Origin of the sequence: Acinetobacter rudis (assembly GCF_000829675.1) — a bacterium.
Taxonomy (GTDB): domain Bacteria; phylum Pseudomonadota; class Gammaproteobacteria; order Pseudomonadales; family Moraxellaceae; genus Acinetobacter; species Acinetobacter rudis.
Map to the genome: position 1 here is coordinate 75,470 of NZ_BBRX01000021.1, position 15,035 is coordinate 90,504.

The following is a 15,035-nucleotide window of genomic DNA, read 5'->3' on the forward strand; positions in this document are numbered from 1 at the left end:
TAATCCATATGACTAAATAATCTTATTTAACCGATCTTTTAAGAAAAAATTTGAAAACACCAATGAATTGATTATTTTTTACTTAAGCAACTGCTTGATATATTGTTATTTAAAACTCCAGCGCTCTGGATTTTTAAAAAAATTAGGGATTATATACCGGCCAGAAGACTCTTTATTACAATGATAAATAAACATGGCTAGACTCAGGTCAAGGACGCCCAAACCAAAGGGTGAAAAAATGGTCGCTTTTCTTTTATCTAGAGTTATTTCATTATTTATAACTTGTGACAAGGTGCCATTTATAAAATCACGGTGAGCGTATTTTTGTTCTGCTAAATGCGCAGATGTATTTGCTTTCATACAATGTTCAATATCATCTAAAACATTATTACTGTTTAGAATAATTTCAGGAGATAAATCACGTAAGGATATATTCAGTATGAGTTGTTGCGGTGCAAATCTAAAATCACCCGTTACATATGGAGAAGTGGCAGTCGTTGAAAAAAGGACAATATCCGCTGACAATGATTCCTCTAAATTAGAGACGACACGAACTGAGCAAGTTTTTTTCAGGTTTAAACTTTTGAAAAAATTGATACGATGCTCTTCAGAAAGATCATAAATTAATATTTCATCAAAGCACCAACCATCATCGATAAAAAAAGTCAAAATCGTGCGAGCAATGATCCCACTGCCGATAATGGATAGACTCTTTGATTTTTTTCCTTTTGTACTTAAATATTGAGCAGCCAGTACGGCAGATGCGGCAGTTCTTGCTGCGCTAATTTGAGATGCTTCCAAACAGACAAAAGGATATCCAGTCTTATAATCATTCAATATAATTACTGCAGATGCACGTTGTAAATTTTTATCTATATTCAATGGATAGCTAGCGATCCACTTAATACCAGAAACACAAACATGAATTTCAGGATCATCTATAGCTGCTGGTAATGCAATAATTCTTGCTTCTGGTTTATTCTTAAAATGTAAAAAATAACTATCAGGATTTTCTGTTTTACCTAAATGATGAGTAAGGTAAGTTTGACTTATAAGTTTAATAATCGCTCTACGAGAAGTGGAAATAACATCATTTATATAATCGCCAGAAATTATTTCAAAAGAAAACTGTTTATCCTGCATAACCTATGTCCTTTATCTCTTTATTTATTGTTTTCCAATTCGAACCATAGGTCTGATCACACCATTCATCGTTATATACTGTATCTAAATATCCAGTACCGAGATCGGGTGAAATAACAACTATAGTCGCGTCTTGTTTTTTTAAGATATCTTTCTGCATATATTTCACTGCAGCGAGTACTGTCCCAGTAGATGCACCGCCAACATAACCAAAGCGAAGAGCAATTTCACGACACATCATGATAGTTTCTGTTTCTGGTACTTGAATCATCCTATTCACTAGGTGTTTTTGGAAAAAGTAGGGCTGAATGCTAGAGCCTAAGCCTGGTAAATAACGTGCTTGGCTTGGTGTACCAAAAGTAATTGAACCGATTGAATCAACAGCTATTAACTTGGTTTCTGGAGAGTGCTGATGAAAATACTGTGCACAGCCAACCAAAGTACCTGTAGTGCCTGCGCCTATAAAGAGGTAATCAACTTTTTTAAACTCATTTAAAATAGATTTGGCTGTCATTTTTGCATGAATATTAGGGTTTGATCTATTTTGATATTGATTCAACCAAACTAAGTCAGGGTCATTACTGGTAGCCTCTTTGATGTAAGCTAATCGATTAGCGAGGTAACCTCCTTGATCATCTTTCTGCTCTATAATTACGATTTGAGTACCTAATGCACGCATCATTTTAATATTTTGTCGAGAGGTGTTCTTATCGACCACACAAATAAAATGAAATCTTTTTGCCGCGGCGATAACACTTAAAGCAACTCCGAGATTCCCTGAACTTGACTCTATAAACCGTTTGGATTGATTCAATCCTTTATTATCAATAGCATCTTGTATTAATGCTGCTGCAGTTTTCATTTTTATCGAACCACCTGTATTCATGCCTTCTATTTTCAAAAAGACATCTATGTGTTCACAAAATTTATGAAACTTAATAAATACATTGTCATTGATTATTTTATCTATTGAATTATATAGCATTTTTATTACCTCATAATATGCAATTAGATTTCAATAATTGAATTAATTTTTTATTAGAAGCCACTTAACACTTTATATTCTTATTAATGGATTATTACTTTATTTTTATAAAAAATTTACATTATGAAGAATATAATTACTCATGAAAAATAGATATCAATTTTATACTCATAAAATTGCAAAAATAATCAGTATGATATTGAAATATTACGCGATTAAATACAGCATTAAACAGGCTGAAAATATAAATTTTTCTTTTATTTTTTGAAAATTATTAACACTTAAAAACTTTATTATTCTTAAGTGTTTTCAATCAAATAATATAAGTTATGTTGTCAGCTGAGCACCCACCTACTTAGATAACTAGGTAGATGAGATGATTTCTGATTTTCAGTATCTAAAAAGTTTAAAAATAGACGTTATTGGGAAGGTCTTGTTCGTTAACCAATAAATTTCCGATTGCGTAAGCTTTGAAACTTGCAGGATTGTGAGAACTTAAAGTCCGGATGTTACGCCAATGACGATCTAGGTCGTATTTTAAACGTGTCGAAGATGCGCCAGTTACATCAAAGAGTTTAGTTGCTGCTGCCAAGGCTAAAGGCTCTATTGCAATTTTTACTAAAGAGGCTTCAAGTGCAGCCTGATGACTGAGATGATAATCTGACACTCCATTGACTGTTGATTTAAACGCAATATCTTGCGCATGTGCTGCATTGAGTACAGCATTTTCAATGATATAAGCATTTGCCGCAATCTCCCCTACGGTTTCAAGTAATAACGGATCTTGTCGAGGATTAGGATTCACTGCATAAATAAAAGTACGTTTTCGGTTTTGAACCAACTCAGTTGCTTCACGTGATATTGCCTTAACTATTCCAGCAATAATTGCGTGTAAAAATAATTGAGTAAATGGCTTAAATTTGACTTGTTCAGGAGATATTGGATTAATTTCAGACTCAAACACTTTTACATTTTCAAATAATGTTGTGCCGCTGGCTGTAAATTTTTGACCAATACCATCCCAATCATCTAGACGTTGAACTCCTTCTCTATTGGTAGGAATAATGACTGAAAGAGCTTCTCCTTGTTCGTTATTAACTCTAGTAGAAACATAATCTGCATATAAGGTTCCTGTAGAAAATATTTTCGTACCAGACACGGTGTAGTGTTCGCCTACACTTATTAATTTTGTTTGATATTCGCCACTACCGACTACAGTTTTATTTACTGGCTCTGTATATGCATTGCCGACGATGGCACCTTTAGCAAACTCTGTAATCCAAAAGTTTTGGAACTTGTGATCTGTTGAACGTAATACTTCTTCAACAAACTGATAATGTGAGCGTAATATTTGTGGTAGATCATTATCATATTGGGCAATTTCAATTAGAACTTTAAAGAGTTCCTCAATACTTAAGCCCTTTCCACCAAACTCGACTGGTAAGCGTAATGCACCAAGTTTTAAAGCCTTAACTTGAGCTACAGCATTAAAAGGTGCAGCTCCGCCCAGTGCCTGACGTTCTTGAGTATCTTTCTTTAAAAAGTCCAAAAAATTAAGAAATTCTTCACTTTGAATATAGCTGTATTTACGGCTTATAGTATTTCGACTTGGATCAATTAGAACTGTCATTTTCAACCTCGATTTGATGATGATGTGAGATATGTCGTGGAGAAATTCTATTTCCATGATTAAATAAGCGATCTCTAAATGAAGTATCGCTATATGCTGTACGGTAACGGCCCCTTTTTTGCAGTTCTGGTATGACCAACTCAACCACGTCTTTTAAAGTAGCTGGGGTGATCGCTTGATAAATATTAAATCCATCGAGATCGGTGTATTCGATTAACTCTTCAATCTGGTCTGCAATTTCTTCAGGAGTACCAACGATTAAAATAGAACGCGCACCAAACTTTGATAATTCATCTTTTACATCAGCAACGGTATAGTCTGTTTTGTGATTATAAAATTGCGCTGTAGATTGGTTGCCCTCCGAATGCCTTTGCCCAAATAGGTCCTTATTCGCTAATGAACCAAGATCAATTCCTGTACTTCCAGAGAATTGAATAAACGATGCTTCAGGCAAAAAATAACGATTTAATTCATCTAACTTTTGAGACGCTTCAAGATCAGTTTGGGCAACGACGATTGTCAGTGACCCAAAAGTTTTAATATCCGAAGCAAAACGTCCATTTTCGATAGCAAACTGTCTGATTTTTTGTACTGTTTTTTTGATTTGTTCAGGTTCTTGTCCGCCCACAAAAACACCTTCTGCATGTTTGGCTGCAAACTTTTGCCCTGTAGTCGATGATCCTGCTTGAAAAAGCACAGGAGTTCTTTGAATGGATGGCTCGCTCGAATGTGGACCTCGAACCTTGAAATACTGGCCAGCATGATCGATGGTATGTACTTTATTGGGGTCAGCATATTGGTAATTGGACTTATCTGCCAAAACAGCATCATCCTCCCAACTATGCTCCCAAAGTTTGTAACATACGGCTAAAAACTCGTTGGCAATTTCATAGCGCTTTTCATGAGGAATGATTGCATCATGTCCATGATTGAGTGCCGCTGACTCAAGTGCGGAAGTCACTACATTCCAAGCAACACGACCATTTGATAAGTGATCGATGGTGGAAAAACGACGAGCCAAGTTAAATGGATCTTCATAACTTGTCGAAGCACTTACAGCAAAACCTAAATGCTTTGTTACACCAAGCATTAAACCGACATTGATAAAGGGATCATTGATCGGCGTTTGCATACCTCGTCTAATTGCAGCGTCATAAGAACCTTGATATGGTTCGTAGACACCACCAATATCCGCAAGGAAAATTGCATCAAATAGACCTTTCTCAAGTAACTTTGCCAAATTTACCCAATACTCTGCTGTTTTATAGTGAATACGTTGATCATCTGGATGTGTCCATAAACCATGCGCCATGTGATTCACAGTATTCATCTCAAAGGCATTAAAATGTATTTGTTTTTTCACACCTTTCTCCTTTGATTATTTTTTCCAGATGATGAAATCTGCATAATTTTTCGTGACAAAATCATAGGCAGGTTGTGAGTCAAAGAATTGCTGGACTTTGATAACGGCAGGTTTTTTTGCAGAGTCAGAATTTGCGACTAAAACAGCAGCCCATTTTTTTGCAGCTTGATCTTTTAACAGCGCATCTCGATTAGGAATCAATCCAGCGCGATCAGCATAAACCCCAGTAATGACTGTTAAATCTGAATCACGATATGCTGTAGGTAACATCGGCTGTTCCACTTCTACAAATTTATAATGATGTGGATTTGATATAATATCGCGTTGACTAACTTGATGATCCGCTGCATGTTCTTTGAGTTTAATGAGCTGTCCTTGCGCTAAAAGTTCAAGCGCACGTGCATTATTCGCAGGATCACCAGGAATGGTCACCGTTGCACCATTAGGCAGTTCAGTTAAGGATTTATACTTAACTGAATACACTCCGAAAATGGTGTTGAAGGTATAAGCAATCGGTTTAAGATCCCAATTATTTTTTATACGAACCGAGTCAAGATAAGCTTCATGCTGGTAATAATTTAAATCATATTGTTTTTCAGCAACGACTCGATTAATGCTTAGCGGATCTGTTAAGTAAGTAATCTCCAATTTTACATTTTGTTTTTTTAACTCTTCTTTAGCATATTCCAGCAAACTAGAATAAGGTTTGGTATCTGTTGCTACAACCGTAACCACCTCATTGACTTGGACATTGCTTGATGGCGAGTTCGTCTGATTTTCACTTTTTGAGCAAGCAGTGAGTACAAATGTCGTGCTGAGTGTAAAAATAACAGCGAAAGATTTATTTAAATGATGCATATGATGCCCTAATGATTAAATACGTTTATCTAGAATACGAACAAAGTAATTGCCAATAATTTGAAGTGCCTGCACGATCACGATAATGATTGCTACAGTAAAAATAAGAATCTCAGTTTCAAAACGGTAGAATCCGTAGCGAATTGCAAAATCACCGATCCCCCCTCCACCGACTATTCCCACAATGGTTGAGTATGAAAAGTAGCTAATGGTTACGATCGTGATAGCATTTACAATATTTGAACGAGCTTCTGAAAATAGCACCTTGGTTACGATTTGATATCGAGTTGCCCCCATAGATTGTGCAGCTTCGATTACACCTCGATTTACCTCTAGCAAGGCCGACTCAACAAATCGAGCAAAATAAGGTACACAGCTTATGGTTAATGGCACTATTGCGGCACTGGTTCCTATCGAAGAGCCGACAATAAAACGACTAATCGGCACAACAGCGATTGCCAATATCAGAAATGGGAATGACCGAATAAAGCTCACTACCGAGTTTAAGATTGAATTGACCCATTTATTTTCTGCAAAAGAACCTTCACGGCTAATATAAAGAAGTGTTCCAACGAATAAACCCAACAGCACACCAAGAAAAACTGTAATTGAAACCATATATAATGTTTCAAATAATGCTTTTTTGATTTCTGGTAAAATAGGGATAATTGAACTAAGCATATTTTCTCTCACTATTTTGATGTTTTATTTCATTAAATAGTATTTTAGAAATAAGTGACTTAGGCTCTTGCTGATGTATTTCATTTAAATCAAAGGATTCAACTATTTCACCATTTTCCATTACAGATACACGATTACAAATATCATGAATCAATTGCATTTCATGAGTAACGATAATGATCGTAATACCTAATTGCTCATTAATTTTTTTCAGATATTTCAAAATTAATTGCTTGGTTTGTGGATCAACTGCTGAAGTAGGCTCATCACAAAGTAGGATTTTAGGTTGAGATGCTATAGCACGAGCAATAGCCACGCGTTGTTTTTGCCCACCACTGAGTTTTGCTGGATACACATTGATTTTATCTTCTAAATCAACGATTTTTAGACATTCTAATGCAATTTTCTTTCTCTCTTTACGTGCAACACCTGCAAACTCTAGAGGCAGTTCAACATTCTCAAGTGCTGTTTTATTTTGAAGTAAATTAAAATGTTGAAAAATCATTCCAATATTTTTACGTTGCTTGAGTAAATCTTTATTTGAAAGTGTTAGCAGTGATTGATTAAATACCTGGATATCACCTTGATCGGGTACTTCCAATAAATTAATCATTCTTAATAAAGTTGACTTTCCTGCTCCACTAAAACCAATAATCCCATAGATATCTTTTTCTTTAATATCTAATGAAACCTGATTAACTGCTTTAAATTTACCATCATTGGTTTTGAACTCTTTATCAACTTTTGATATGTTCACTACAATATTACTCATATTAACACTCCCTACTATTTGAAAATCATAAAGAAAAGTGATCAATAAAATAATCAAATATTTAATATTTGTTTTATTTAAATATGAATATAGATTTTAAATATAAAATTATTCAGGATAACTATAAGACTAATTTTTGATATTTATTTTTGAGTTTATGCAGTGCTGTTATGCAAATATTTATAAGTTAAATTTATTCTAAGAGAATCAAAAAAAATATGTAAACTAGGCATAAGATTTATCTAGTGCTAAAAATCTATTTAGTCAGATCATATGTAAATAGCTATTATTGAGCAGACATTAAAAGTTTTTACAGAAAATTTATTAAAAATGAGTGATGTCTTTTGTAAAGCAAAGCCACTGCAAGGGTAAAAGCCATTTGGCACAGTCAGTATTGCGGGGCCATCATTTCGTCTTAATCAACAACGAGTGCAAGAGCTGGCATCAGCATTAATGCGTACGGCGGAAAAGTGAGGTGAAATTATTCATCTAGCCCATCTTTAAAACCAAAGGGAGTTCAGCACAGAAAATGCGCTGAATTTCCTGCTCTAATAAATTTAGAAATTTACACGCATTGTTAAGCCTGCAACCCAAGCGTTATCAACCTCTTTGACTCCTGCAGGCTGATAAACATATTGAAGATTAGGCCTTAACATGACAGCTGGTGACCATTGATAACTATAGTTGAGCTCTACATTGAGTTCGCCATGCTGTACGGGGATATAGTCTGTTGCAAAAGCTTGATAATGATCATAGCCACGGCTTTCATTTACCGCAGTTTGATACTCACGAGCACGTTTATTAACCACATAATTTGCAAAACCCAATCCAATCGTGTCATTTGGCCGTGAATCAAAAGCACCTTTGTACCACAAGGCCAGTTGTTGCGTACTTTCTACAGTGGTAGTTGCTTTATCATTAAAAGCAGCATTTACGCTGACATATAAACCACGTTTAGCGTCATTTTCTTTTTGTGTGAGTTTCTGCTGAGCATTGAGCCAAAAACTATATTTACCCTCATGGATTTCTCCTGCATTTTTTATATCCTTTGCTTCTGCAGTTGAATACAGTGCACCAAGCTTATATTCACCAGCAAGGCCATTAAAAAACTCAAGTTTAGGTTTCCACGTCAATTCAACCGGTATCATGGCGCCCTCAACATTATTCATATCAAGGTTAAAACCATCACTGTCTGATTTGGCTTTGGCGTTGTCTGGATTGACCTCATAAACCCCTGTAGATATTGTCCAATCTGGAGAAAATTGATATTTAACATTGGCAGCCCAAACACTTACTGGCCAATTGTACCAAATAGATCCAATCGATTTACCGAGTTGCCCACCACAAAGTAATAAGTTCTGAAACTCGCAGTGTGAAGCATTAAAATCTTCAGACATTCCCATACGTCCAATTTTAAATTGCACTTTATGGTCATTTGACTCCGTTTTAATCCACGCTTGTGTTAAACGCCATATTTTACCACGACCGTAAATTTCCTGATTATTTCCTAAAGCACTACTGCGCGGATCTTTGATCCGTGACATGGTGAGTGCATTACCATCGCGTTTTGTTAGCATGAGGGCTGCTGTTGTATTTTCCCATCCTGCAATTTTATTTAAATCAAAGTTTACGCCCAAGGCGAGTTGAGCTGCATTTTCAAAGGTATGATTCTTATTATATCCACCGTCTAGATTGGTTGCTGCTTCGCTGGTGATGGCTGCTATAAATTTATATCCATTGCTTTCAAGTTGAGTACGTTCTCCTCCCCAATCTCCAAGTAACCACTGCCGATCATCTGACCAAAAGTCATTGGCCAGACTCAACTGTGAACCGCACACTATAAAACCTAATAAACTGATTTTAAACATTTTTTCCATTTTAAAATTCCTTTTTTTAGACAAGAAAACTCACACTCCATGAGTTCTCTTGTCTGGAGCTTATCGATCCAAATAATTTTATTTGATGTACAGTGCAGGACTTAATTCAGAAGTTGCACCAAGGTGATCTGTGATCGTGGCTGTAACAGAAGCTTGACCAACGACTTTCTTCCATGTCAGTTGTGCCTGTCCTTGTTGATTGGTATTTACCGTAGCAGAACCTAAATAGCGCTCAGCCTCTTGAGCATTTACTTTCGAGTTGGCAAAAAACTCTAATTGATAACGTTGATTAGGTTGGCCGTGAATTTGCGCTATCACTACGCCTTTATTGAGGCTAAGTTTTGGCGATTGAATGGATTGATTTGGCAATGCATTGCAATTTTGTTGCTTAGGATCTGTACATGTTTTTTGAAGATTCTTCTCTTCAATAACGACCCCACCACCTCGTGAACCAACGAAATCTGCATGTTCTAGTGCAGGAACTCCAAATACAATTGCACCTGTTTTTTGGTTTTCCACACAAGAACCACCAGCTTCACAGCGCTTAATCTCTTGTCCATTATTCCAAATTAAATTTTTGCTGAGTGTTGTACGAGCATTCGCATCTTTTTCAGAACGAATTGCAATACCCACTCTGTTGCCATGAACACGGTTACTGTCAAAAATATTGGCATCACCTGTGATACTTAGTCCAATAGAGTTATTGGTTAACTCGTTGTAAGCAACATAATTACGCTTACCCCAGTTAATCTGTAAACCATCCGAATAATTTTCAAATTTATTACCCACAACAACGTTGTCATTGCCCCACAAAATTTCAATACCTTGAGATGGCTCTGGATTGGTTGGCGTTGATGTAAAAGTATTATTGGCAACTAGGTTAAATGCTGCGCCACGCGTCAATTCTAAACCATCACCGTTGTCGACAAAAAGATTGTCAATCACCTTATTATTGATGGTTGTGGTTGATGTCGAATTTCCTTGGCCATCATCACCTGTCAACATGACACCTGAACCGCCATAGTTATTACTTATTCGGTTATGCTGAATTAAGTTATTACTTGAGCGGTTAATCAGTACCCCAATACAAAAACGATGAATATCTAAACCTTTTAATGTCACACCATGAACATCTTGCAGCACTAAACCAGGTAATGTTGTTGTACGTACATTGGTACCATATTGTTCTGGATTTGCTCCCGGGCATGCTTTCGCACCTTCACCTTTGATGTAATTAGATCCATCAATGACAATGAATTCTCCTGTTTTTTCCCATTGTGTACCCACCATTTTTAAAGCAGATTTAATCGGTGGTAAGGGTTGATCAACCTTAATGATGTAGGGTGCTTTACCAACTGCTTGAATTAAAATTTCATTTTCTTGCGCTTTATTTGCATTAGATTGTTCAATCGCCCAACGTAATGAACCTTTATTGTGATCATCTTGATAACGATCAACAATATATGTTTGAGCATGTGCAAAATTGACCAGTGCGAGACCTATGCTCAGTGTCGTCATCTTTAAAATTGAAGATTTCATTATCAAATTCCTTTTAAATCTTGAAGGAGATTATGGTGTTGTAGGTTGAACTAATTTAAGTAACTGCTTGAGCTGAGAAACATCTATCTGGCCTGGTGCCGATGCCTCTCCAATCATGCCAAAGCTTAAATTTCCGCCAATATTGGAGGTTGCAATACGTGAAATTGTCCCGAGCTGTCCCATAGACATGGTCAGTAAAGGCTTTTGCGTTTGTTGACTAACTTTTAGTGTGGCATTCATTAAAGTCATCACATCGGTTTTAGACTGCGGCATTACTGCAATTTTTAAGATATCTGCGCCCATTCGATCTTGTTGCAAGAGGCGCTTCTCTATTTCTGCCTGTTCTGGAGTTTTTGAAAAATCATGATTGGACATAATCACCAAAACCTTATTTTGATGTGCAAGTCGTGTTAACTCAGCCACTAGCTTTTGATCTCGAAACATTTCTATATCGATTAATTGCATAAAAGGATGCTTTAAATATTGTTGATATAGATCTGCATATTCCAAATCAGAAACCACAAGTTTGCCGCCCTCGTTGTGGGTGCGAATCGTTGCAATCAAAGGCTTATCTTTAAGTATTTGATTGAGTTTTTGTCCTAATGTGACGACTTGCTTAGCATCTTTAGCAAAATCGAGTAAGTCAATACGAAACTCAGCCAAATCAGCATTGGGGTTATTTGCAATGACCTGCGCCTGAGCCAACGCTTGCTCAGCAGTTTTTGCTGTAATTGGTACAATTGTCTTGACTGATTTTTCAGTAAGATCAATATTTTTAACTACATAAGATGGTGCATACATCTTGGTTGGTTCCGCAGCTTTTATATGAGACGTCGCAGTAAAAATGAGCGTCCCCATACAGATATGCATGAATGATTTTTTGATCACTGACATTGGAGTTCCTTACTATTTCAGTGCTATCCAACAAGTTTTAGTTGTGTGATTCTCCAATCACACAATAGCCAATCATTAGGATCAGCCAATATCTCATAGCTCATCCTAATGCTTGCATCTGATGGTGGTTAAATATCTAGAAATACAGTTTCGTTATCACCTTGAATATGAATGTCAAATTGGTAAACAACCTCACCGTCGCGCTCTAAACGCTTTGCAATTAATGTTTGGCGACGTGTTGCCCATTCGATAGTATTTAGCACAGGGTCATCAGCATTCGCTTGTGGTTCATCATCAAAATAAACGCGAGTATTCAAGCCCATATTGATACCACGTGCGAATATAATCAGTGCGATATGAGGAGCTTGAGTTGTTCCTTTACGTCCTGGAACAGCGCCAGGTTTAATGGTATTAAAACTCCAAAAACCTGTCTGAAAATCAGCGCCTGTACGTCCCCAGCCTAAAAAGTTAGGATCTGCAGATTGATCTTGAATATCTGCATCACTTGGGTAAACACCATTCGCATCTGCTTGCCATATTTCAATTAAAACATCACGTAGTGGCAGACCTAAGCCATCAAATACACGTCCTTCTAGACGAATACGCTCACCGAGTGTTTTTTCTTGAACAAGTTGATTGCCAAAGTTTTGTTCAAATACTTCTATATTGGCTTGTTTAGGTAATAAACCAATGTGAACATAAGGGCCTCCAGTTTGAGATGGAGTTTCATGTAATTCCTGAAAATTCCACTGTGTCATTTTATTCTTCCCTAAATTAAGTCAATTCATTTTCAAAATACGTTGCACGGCGACCACGAAGTGTGATGTCAAAACGGTAACAACGGCTATCTGCTTCAAGGAAATTACTCTTATCTTCTTGTGCAATAAGTGCTCGGCGCTGTTCTTCCGATGGAATCGTTTTGATAATCGGACAGCTATCAATCAATGTGTCACCTTGAAAATAAAACTGTGAAATCAATCGCTGTGCCCAACCATCTGCAAGTAGTGAGAAATGAATGTGCGCAGGACGCCATTCATTAATACGGTTACGCCAAGGATAAGGGCCGGGTTTAATGGTACGAAAAACAAAATAACCATTGGCATCTGTCATCATACGACCACATCCCCCAAAGTTAGGATCCATTGCACCAATATATTGGTCATTTGGATGACGATAACGGCCCGAGGCATTTGCTTGCCAGACTTCTAATAAAGCATTTTTTACTGGACGACCAAACTGATCACGTACATAACCATGCACCACGATACGCTCACCAATTGGTAAACCCTCTTTGGCATAGTTCAAAATTAAGTCATTATCTTTGGGACCAAAATGTTCATCACTAAAACGTGGTGAAGTGACTTCAGTTAAGGTTTCTGCAATTGAAATCAATGCATTTTTAGGCGAGCGTAATACACTCGTTTTATAGCCTGGCGTATAAGCTGGCGGATGATCATCTGTATTGCGTTGTGCATATGCACCCAAAATAAGTTTTGACATAACCCTCTTCCTTTTTCTACTTATCCGTTGAGCTTTTCTGGGCTAATCCCCAGATCTGCAAATACTTCTTCTGCGATATGCATTGCTGCATTTGCTGCTGGTAAACCTGCATAGAGTGAGCAGTGCAAAAGTAATTCTTTTAAATCATCTTTGGTCACGCCATTATTGAAGCATGCACGTAGATGCATTCTTAATTCATCTTCACGACCTAATGACAATAAAATAGCAATAGTCACTAAACTACGTGTATGACGTGGCATGCCTGGTCTAGACCACACTTCACCCCAAGCAAAGCGACTGATGAAGTTTTGAAAATCAGCATTGAAGTCATTTAAGTTATCGATTGAACGATTGACATGTTTTTCGCCTAAAACTTCAGTACGAACGGCAATGCCTTGTTGATAACGCTCATCATCATTCATGTTCAAATCTCCATTAGGTTGCATCGGTATGTGCAACGTATGATTTAATAAAAATTGCGAAAGCTGCTGCTGTTGCTGGAATCAAAAGTAAACTGAGGATTGCGCTAAACGACCAATCATTTCCGAGCAATACAGCACCGATCCAAGCGCCAAACACTGCACCAAAACGACCAATACCTGACATCCAAGCCACACCAGTTGCACGACATTGAGTGGGATAGAAACGTGCACTTAGCGCTGGCATTGCAGATTGCGCACCATTCATTGCCACCCCTGCACAAAGCACTAAAATAGCCAATAATGTAGGACTTGCTAAGCTTTGACCTACGGCAAAAGCGAATAGCCCTGCAATCAGATAGAAACCTGCAATAATTCTGTTTGGATTAAAACGATCCATCGCCCAGCCAATAAATAAGGCACTGACCACACCGCCAAATTGGAATAAGCCACCAATAAATGCAGCGCGTTCCATACTGGCTCCTGTCTCACGCATCAGGGTCGGTAACCAGCTGGTCAGAAGGTAAATCATGACTAGGCCCATAAAGTAGGTCAGCCAGAGTAAGACTGTTCCTTTGGCATATTTTTGGGAGAACAACATACCAAAAACACCTTTCTTTTCATTACCATCAATATTTTCTTCAGGTACATGAAACTCATTCACACCTTGAATTTTATCGGCTGCAATACGTCCAATAATTTTTTTAACTTTGTCGTGATGACCGCCTTTAACAATCAAAAAACGGTAAGATTCTGGCAAAAATAGTAAGACCAATATGGTGAGCAGTAATGGTGCCCATCCACCTAAAAGAAATAGACTGTGCCAACCAAAGTTGGGAATTAACCAGCTACTAATAAAACCACCGATGGCCATCCCTAAGTTATAACCACAGAACATACAGGTCACAAGCAATGAACGTGAGCGTTTTGGACAATATTCAGAAAACAAGGTCGTGGCATTAGGCATAGCTGCACCTAAACCAATTCCTGTTATAAAGCGCAATATCACCAACGTATTGAGGTCATTTGCATAAGCTGAAGCTAAAGTAAAGCCACCAAAGATCAGCATTGAAATGGTGAGCACAACTTTGCGGCCAAATCGGTCAGCTGTGGGGCCAGAAACTAAAGCACCAATGATCATGCCACCAAGAGCAGCGCTCATGACTGGACCCAGTTGAGATCGGTCAATACCCCAATCTTGTGCTAAAGCTGGTGCAATAAATCCCATCGCAGCAGTGTCGATTCCATCGACAAAAACAATTAGAAAACAAACAATTGCAATGAGCCATTGATATCGGCTAATGGGTGCATCATTGATAATTGCTTGGGCATCTATACTCAAATTTTGAGCAGAAGAACCTTGAGATGCCATAT

Annotated in this window: 14 protein-coding genes; all 14 read right to left on the minus strand. The window is 37.4% G+C overall.

Going from position 1 to position 15,035, the window contains the following annotated elements; translation table 11 throughout:
* Nucleotides 1–105: 105 nt before the first annotated feature.
* Nucleotides 106–1,143 (minus strand): 2,3-diaminopropionate biosynthesis protein SbnB, encoded by a 1,038-nt coding sequence (sbnB, locus tag Aru01_RS05295; protein ID WP_016656229.1) that lies wholly within the window; start codon nucleotides 1,141–1,143, stop codon nucleotides 106–108.
* Complete coding sequence (sbnA, locus tag Aru01_RS05300) at nucleotides 1,133–2,128, minus strand: 2,3-diaminopropionate biosynthesis protein SbnA (protein WP_016656228.1); 996 nt, start codon at nucleotides 2,126–2,128, stop codon at nucleotides 1,133–1,135. Before sbnA ends, sbnB begins: the two co-directional genes overlap by 11 nt.
* A gap of 406 nt (nucleotides 2,129–2,534) precedes the next feature.
* Entirely contained in the window at nucleotides 2,535–3,758 is a 1,224-nt protein-coding gene (locus tag Aru01_RS05305) for an acyl-CoA dehydrogenase family protein (protein WP_016656227.1), read from the minus strand.
* A complete protein-coding gene (locus Aru01_RS05310) occupies nucleotides 3,742–5,121 on the minus strand; it encodes an LLM class flavin-dependent oxidoreductase (RefSeq protein WP_016656226.1) in 1,380 nt (459 codons plus the stop codon). Before Aru01_RS05310 ends, Aru01_RS05305 begins: the two co-directional genes overlap by 17 nt.
* A 15-nt stretch (nucleotides 5,122–5,136) precedes the next feature.
* Nucleotides 5,137–5,979, minus strand: coding sequence for a MetQ/NlpA family ABC transporter substrate-binding protein (locus Aru01_RS05315; RefSeq protein ID WP_016656225.1), 843 nt, complete (start codon nucleotides 5,977–5,979; stop codon nucleotides 5,137–5,139).
* 15 nt (nucleotides 5,980–5,994) lie between these two features.
* Nucleotides 5,995–6,660, minus strand: coding sequence for a methionine ABC transporter permease (locus Aru01_RS05320; RefSeq protein ID WP_016656224.1), 666 nt, complete (start codon nucleotides 6,658–6,660; stop codon nucleotides 5,995–5,997).
* Entirely contained in the window at nucleotides 6,653–7,432 is a 780-nt protein-coding gene (locus Aru01_RS05325; protein WP_016656223.1) for a methionine ABC transporter ATP-binding protein, read from the minus strand. The genes Aru01_RS05320 and Aru01_RS05325 overlap by 8 nt, the downstream gene beginning before the upstream one ends.
* A gap of 557 nt (nucleotides 7,433–7,989) precedes the next feature.
* A complete protein-coding gene (locus Aru01_RS05330) occupies nucleotides 7,990–9,309 on the minus strand; it encodes a carbohydrate porin (protein ID WP_016656222.1) in 1,320 nt (439 codons plus the stop codon).
* Between the two features lie 78 nt (nucleotides 9,310–9,387).
* Entirely contained in the window at nucleotides 9,388–10,848 is a 1,461-nt protein-coding gene (locus Aru01_RS05335; RefSeq protein ID WP_016656221.1) for a right-handed parallel beta-helix repeat-containing protein, read from the minus strand.
* A gap of 30 nt (nucleotides 10,849–10,878) precedes the next feature.
* The gene (aroD, locus tag Aru01_RS05340; protein WP_370736879.1) at nucleotides 10,879–11,649 is read right to left on the minus strand and encodes a type I 3-dehydroquinate dehydratase; all 771 of its coding nucleotides are present in this window, start codon (nucleotides 11,647–11,649) and stop codon (nucleotides 10,879–10,881) included.
* 221 nt (nucleotides 11,650–11,870) lie between these two features.
* Nucleotides 11,871–12,500 carry a protocatechuate 3,4-dioxygenase subunit alpha gene (gene pcaG, locus Aru01_RS05345; protein ID WP_016656219.1) on the minus strand — a complete coding sequence of 210 codons (630 nt, stop codon included), beginning with the start codon at nucleotides 12,498–12,500 and terminating at the stop codon, nucleotides 11,871–11,873.
* Between the two features lie 16 nt (nucleotides 12,501–12,516).
* Nucleotides 12,517–13,242, minus strand: a complete 726-nt coding sequence (gene pcaH, locus Aru01_RS05350; RefSeq protein WP_016656218.1) for a protocatechuate 3,4-dioxygenase subunit beta — start codon at nucleotides 13,240–13,242, stop codon at nucleotides 12,517–12,519.
* Nucleotides 13,243–13,262: 20 nt separating this feature from the next.
* The gene (gene pcaC / locus Aru01_RS05355) at nucleotides 13,263–13,664 is read right to left on the minus strand and encodes a 4-carboxymuconolactone decarboxylase (RefSeq protein ID WP_016656217.1); all 402 of its coding nucleotides are present in this window, start codon (nucleotides 13,662–13,664) and stop codon (nucleotides 13,263–13,265) included.
* A gap of 13 nt (nucleotides 13,665–13,677) precedes the next feature.
* Nucleotides 13,678–15,033, minus strand: coding sequence for a 4-hydroxybenzoate transporter PcaK (gene pcaK, locus Aru01_RS05360; protein ID WP_016656216.1), 1,356 nt, complete (start codon nucleotides 15,031–15,033; stop codon nucleotides 13,678–13,680).
* Nucleotides 15,034–15,035: the final 2 nt, after the last annotated feature.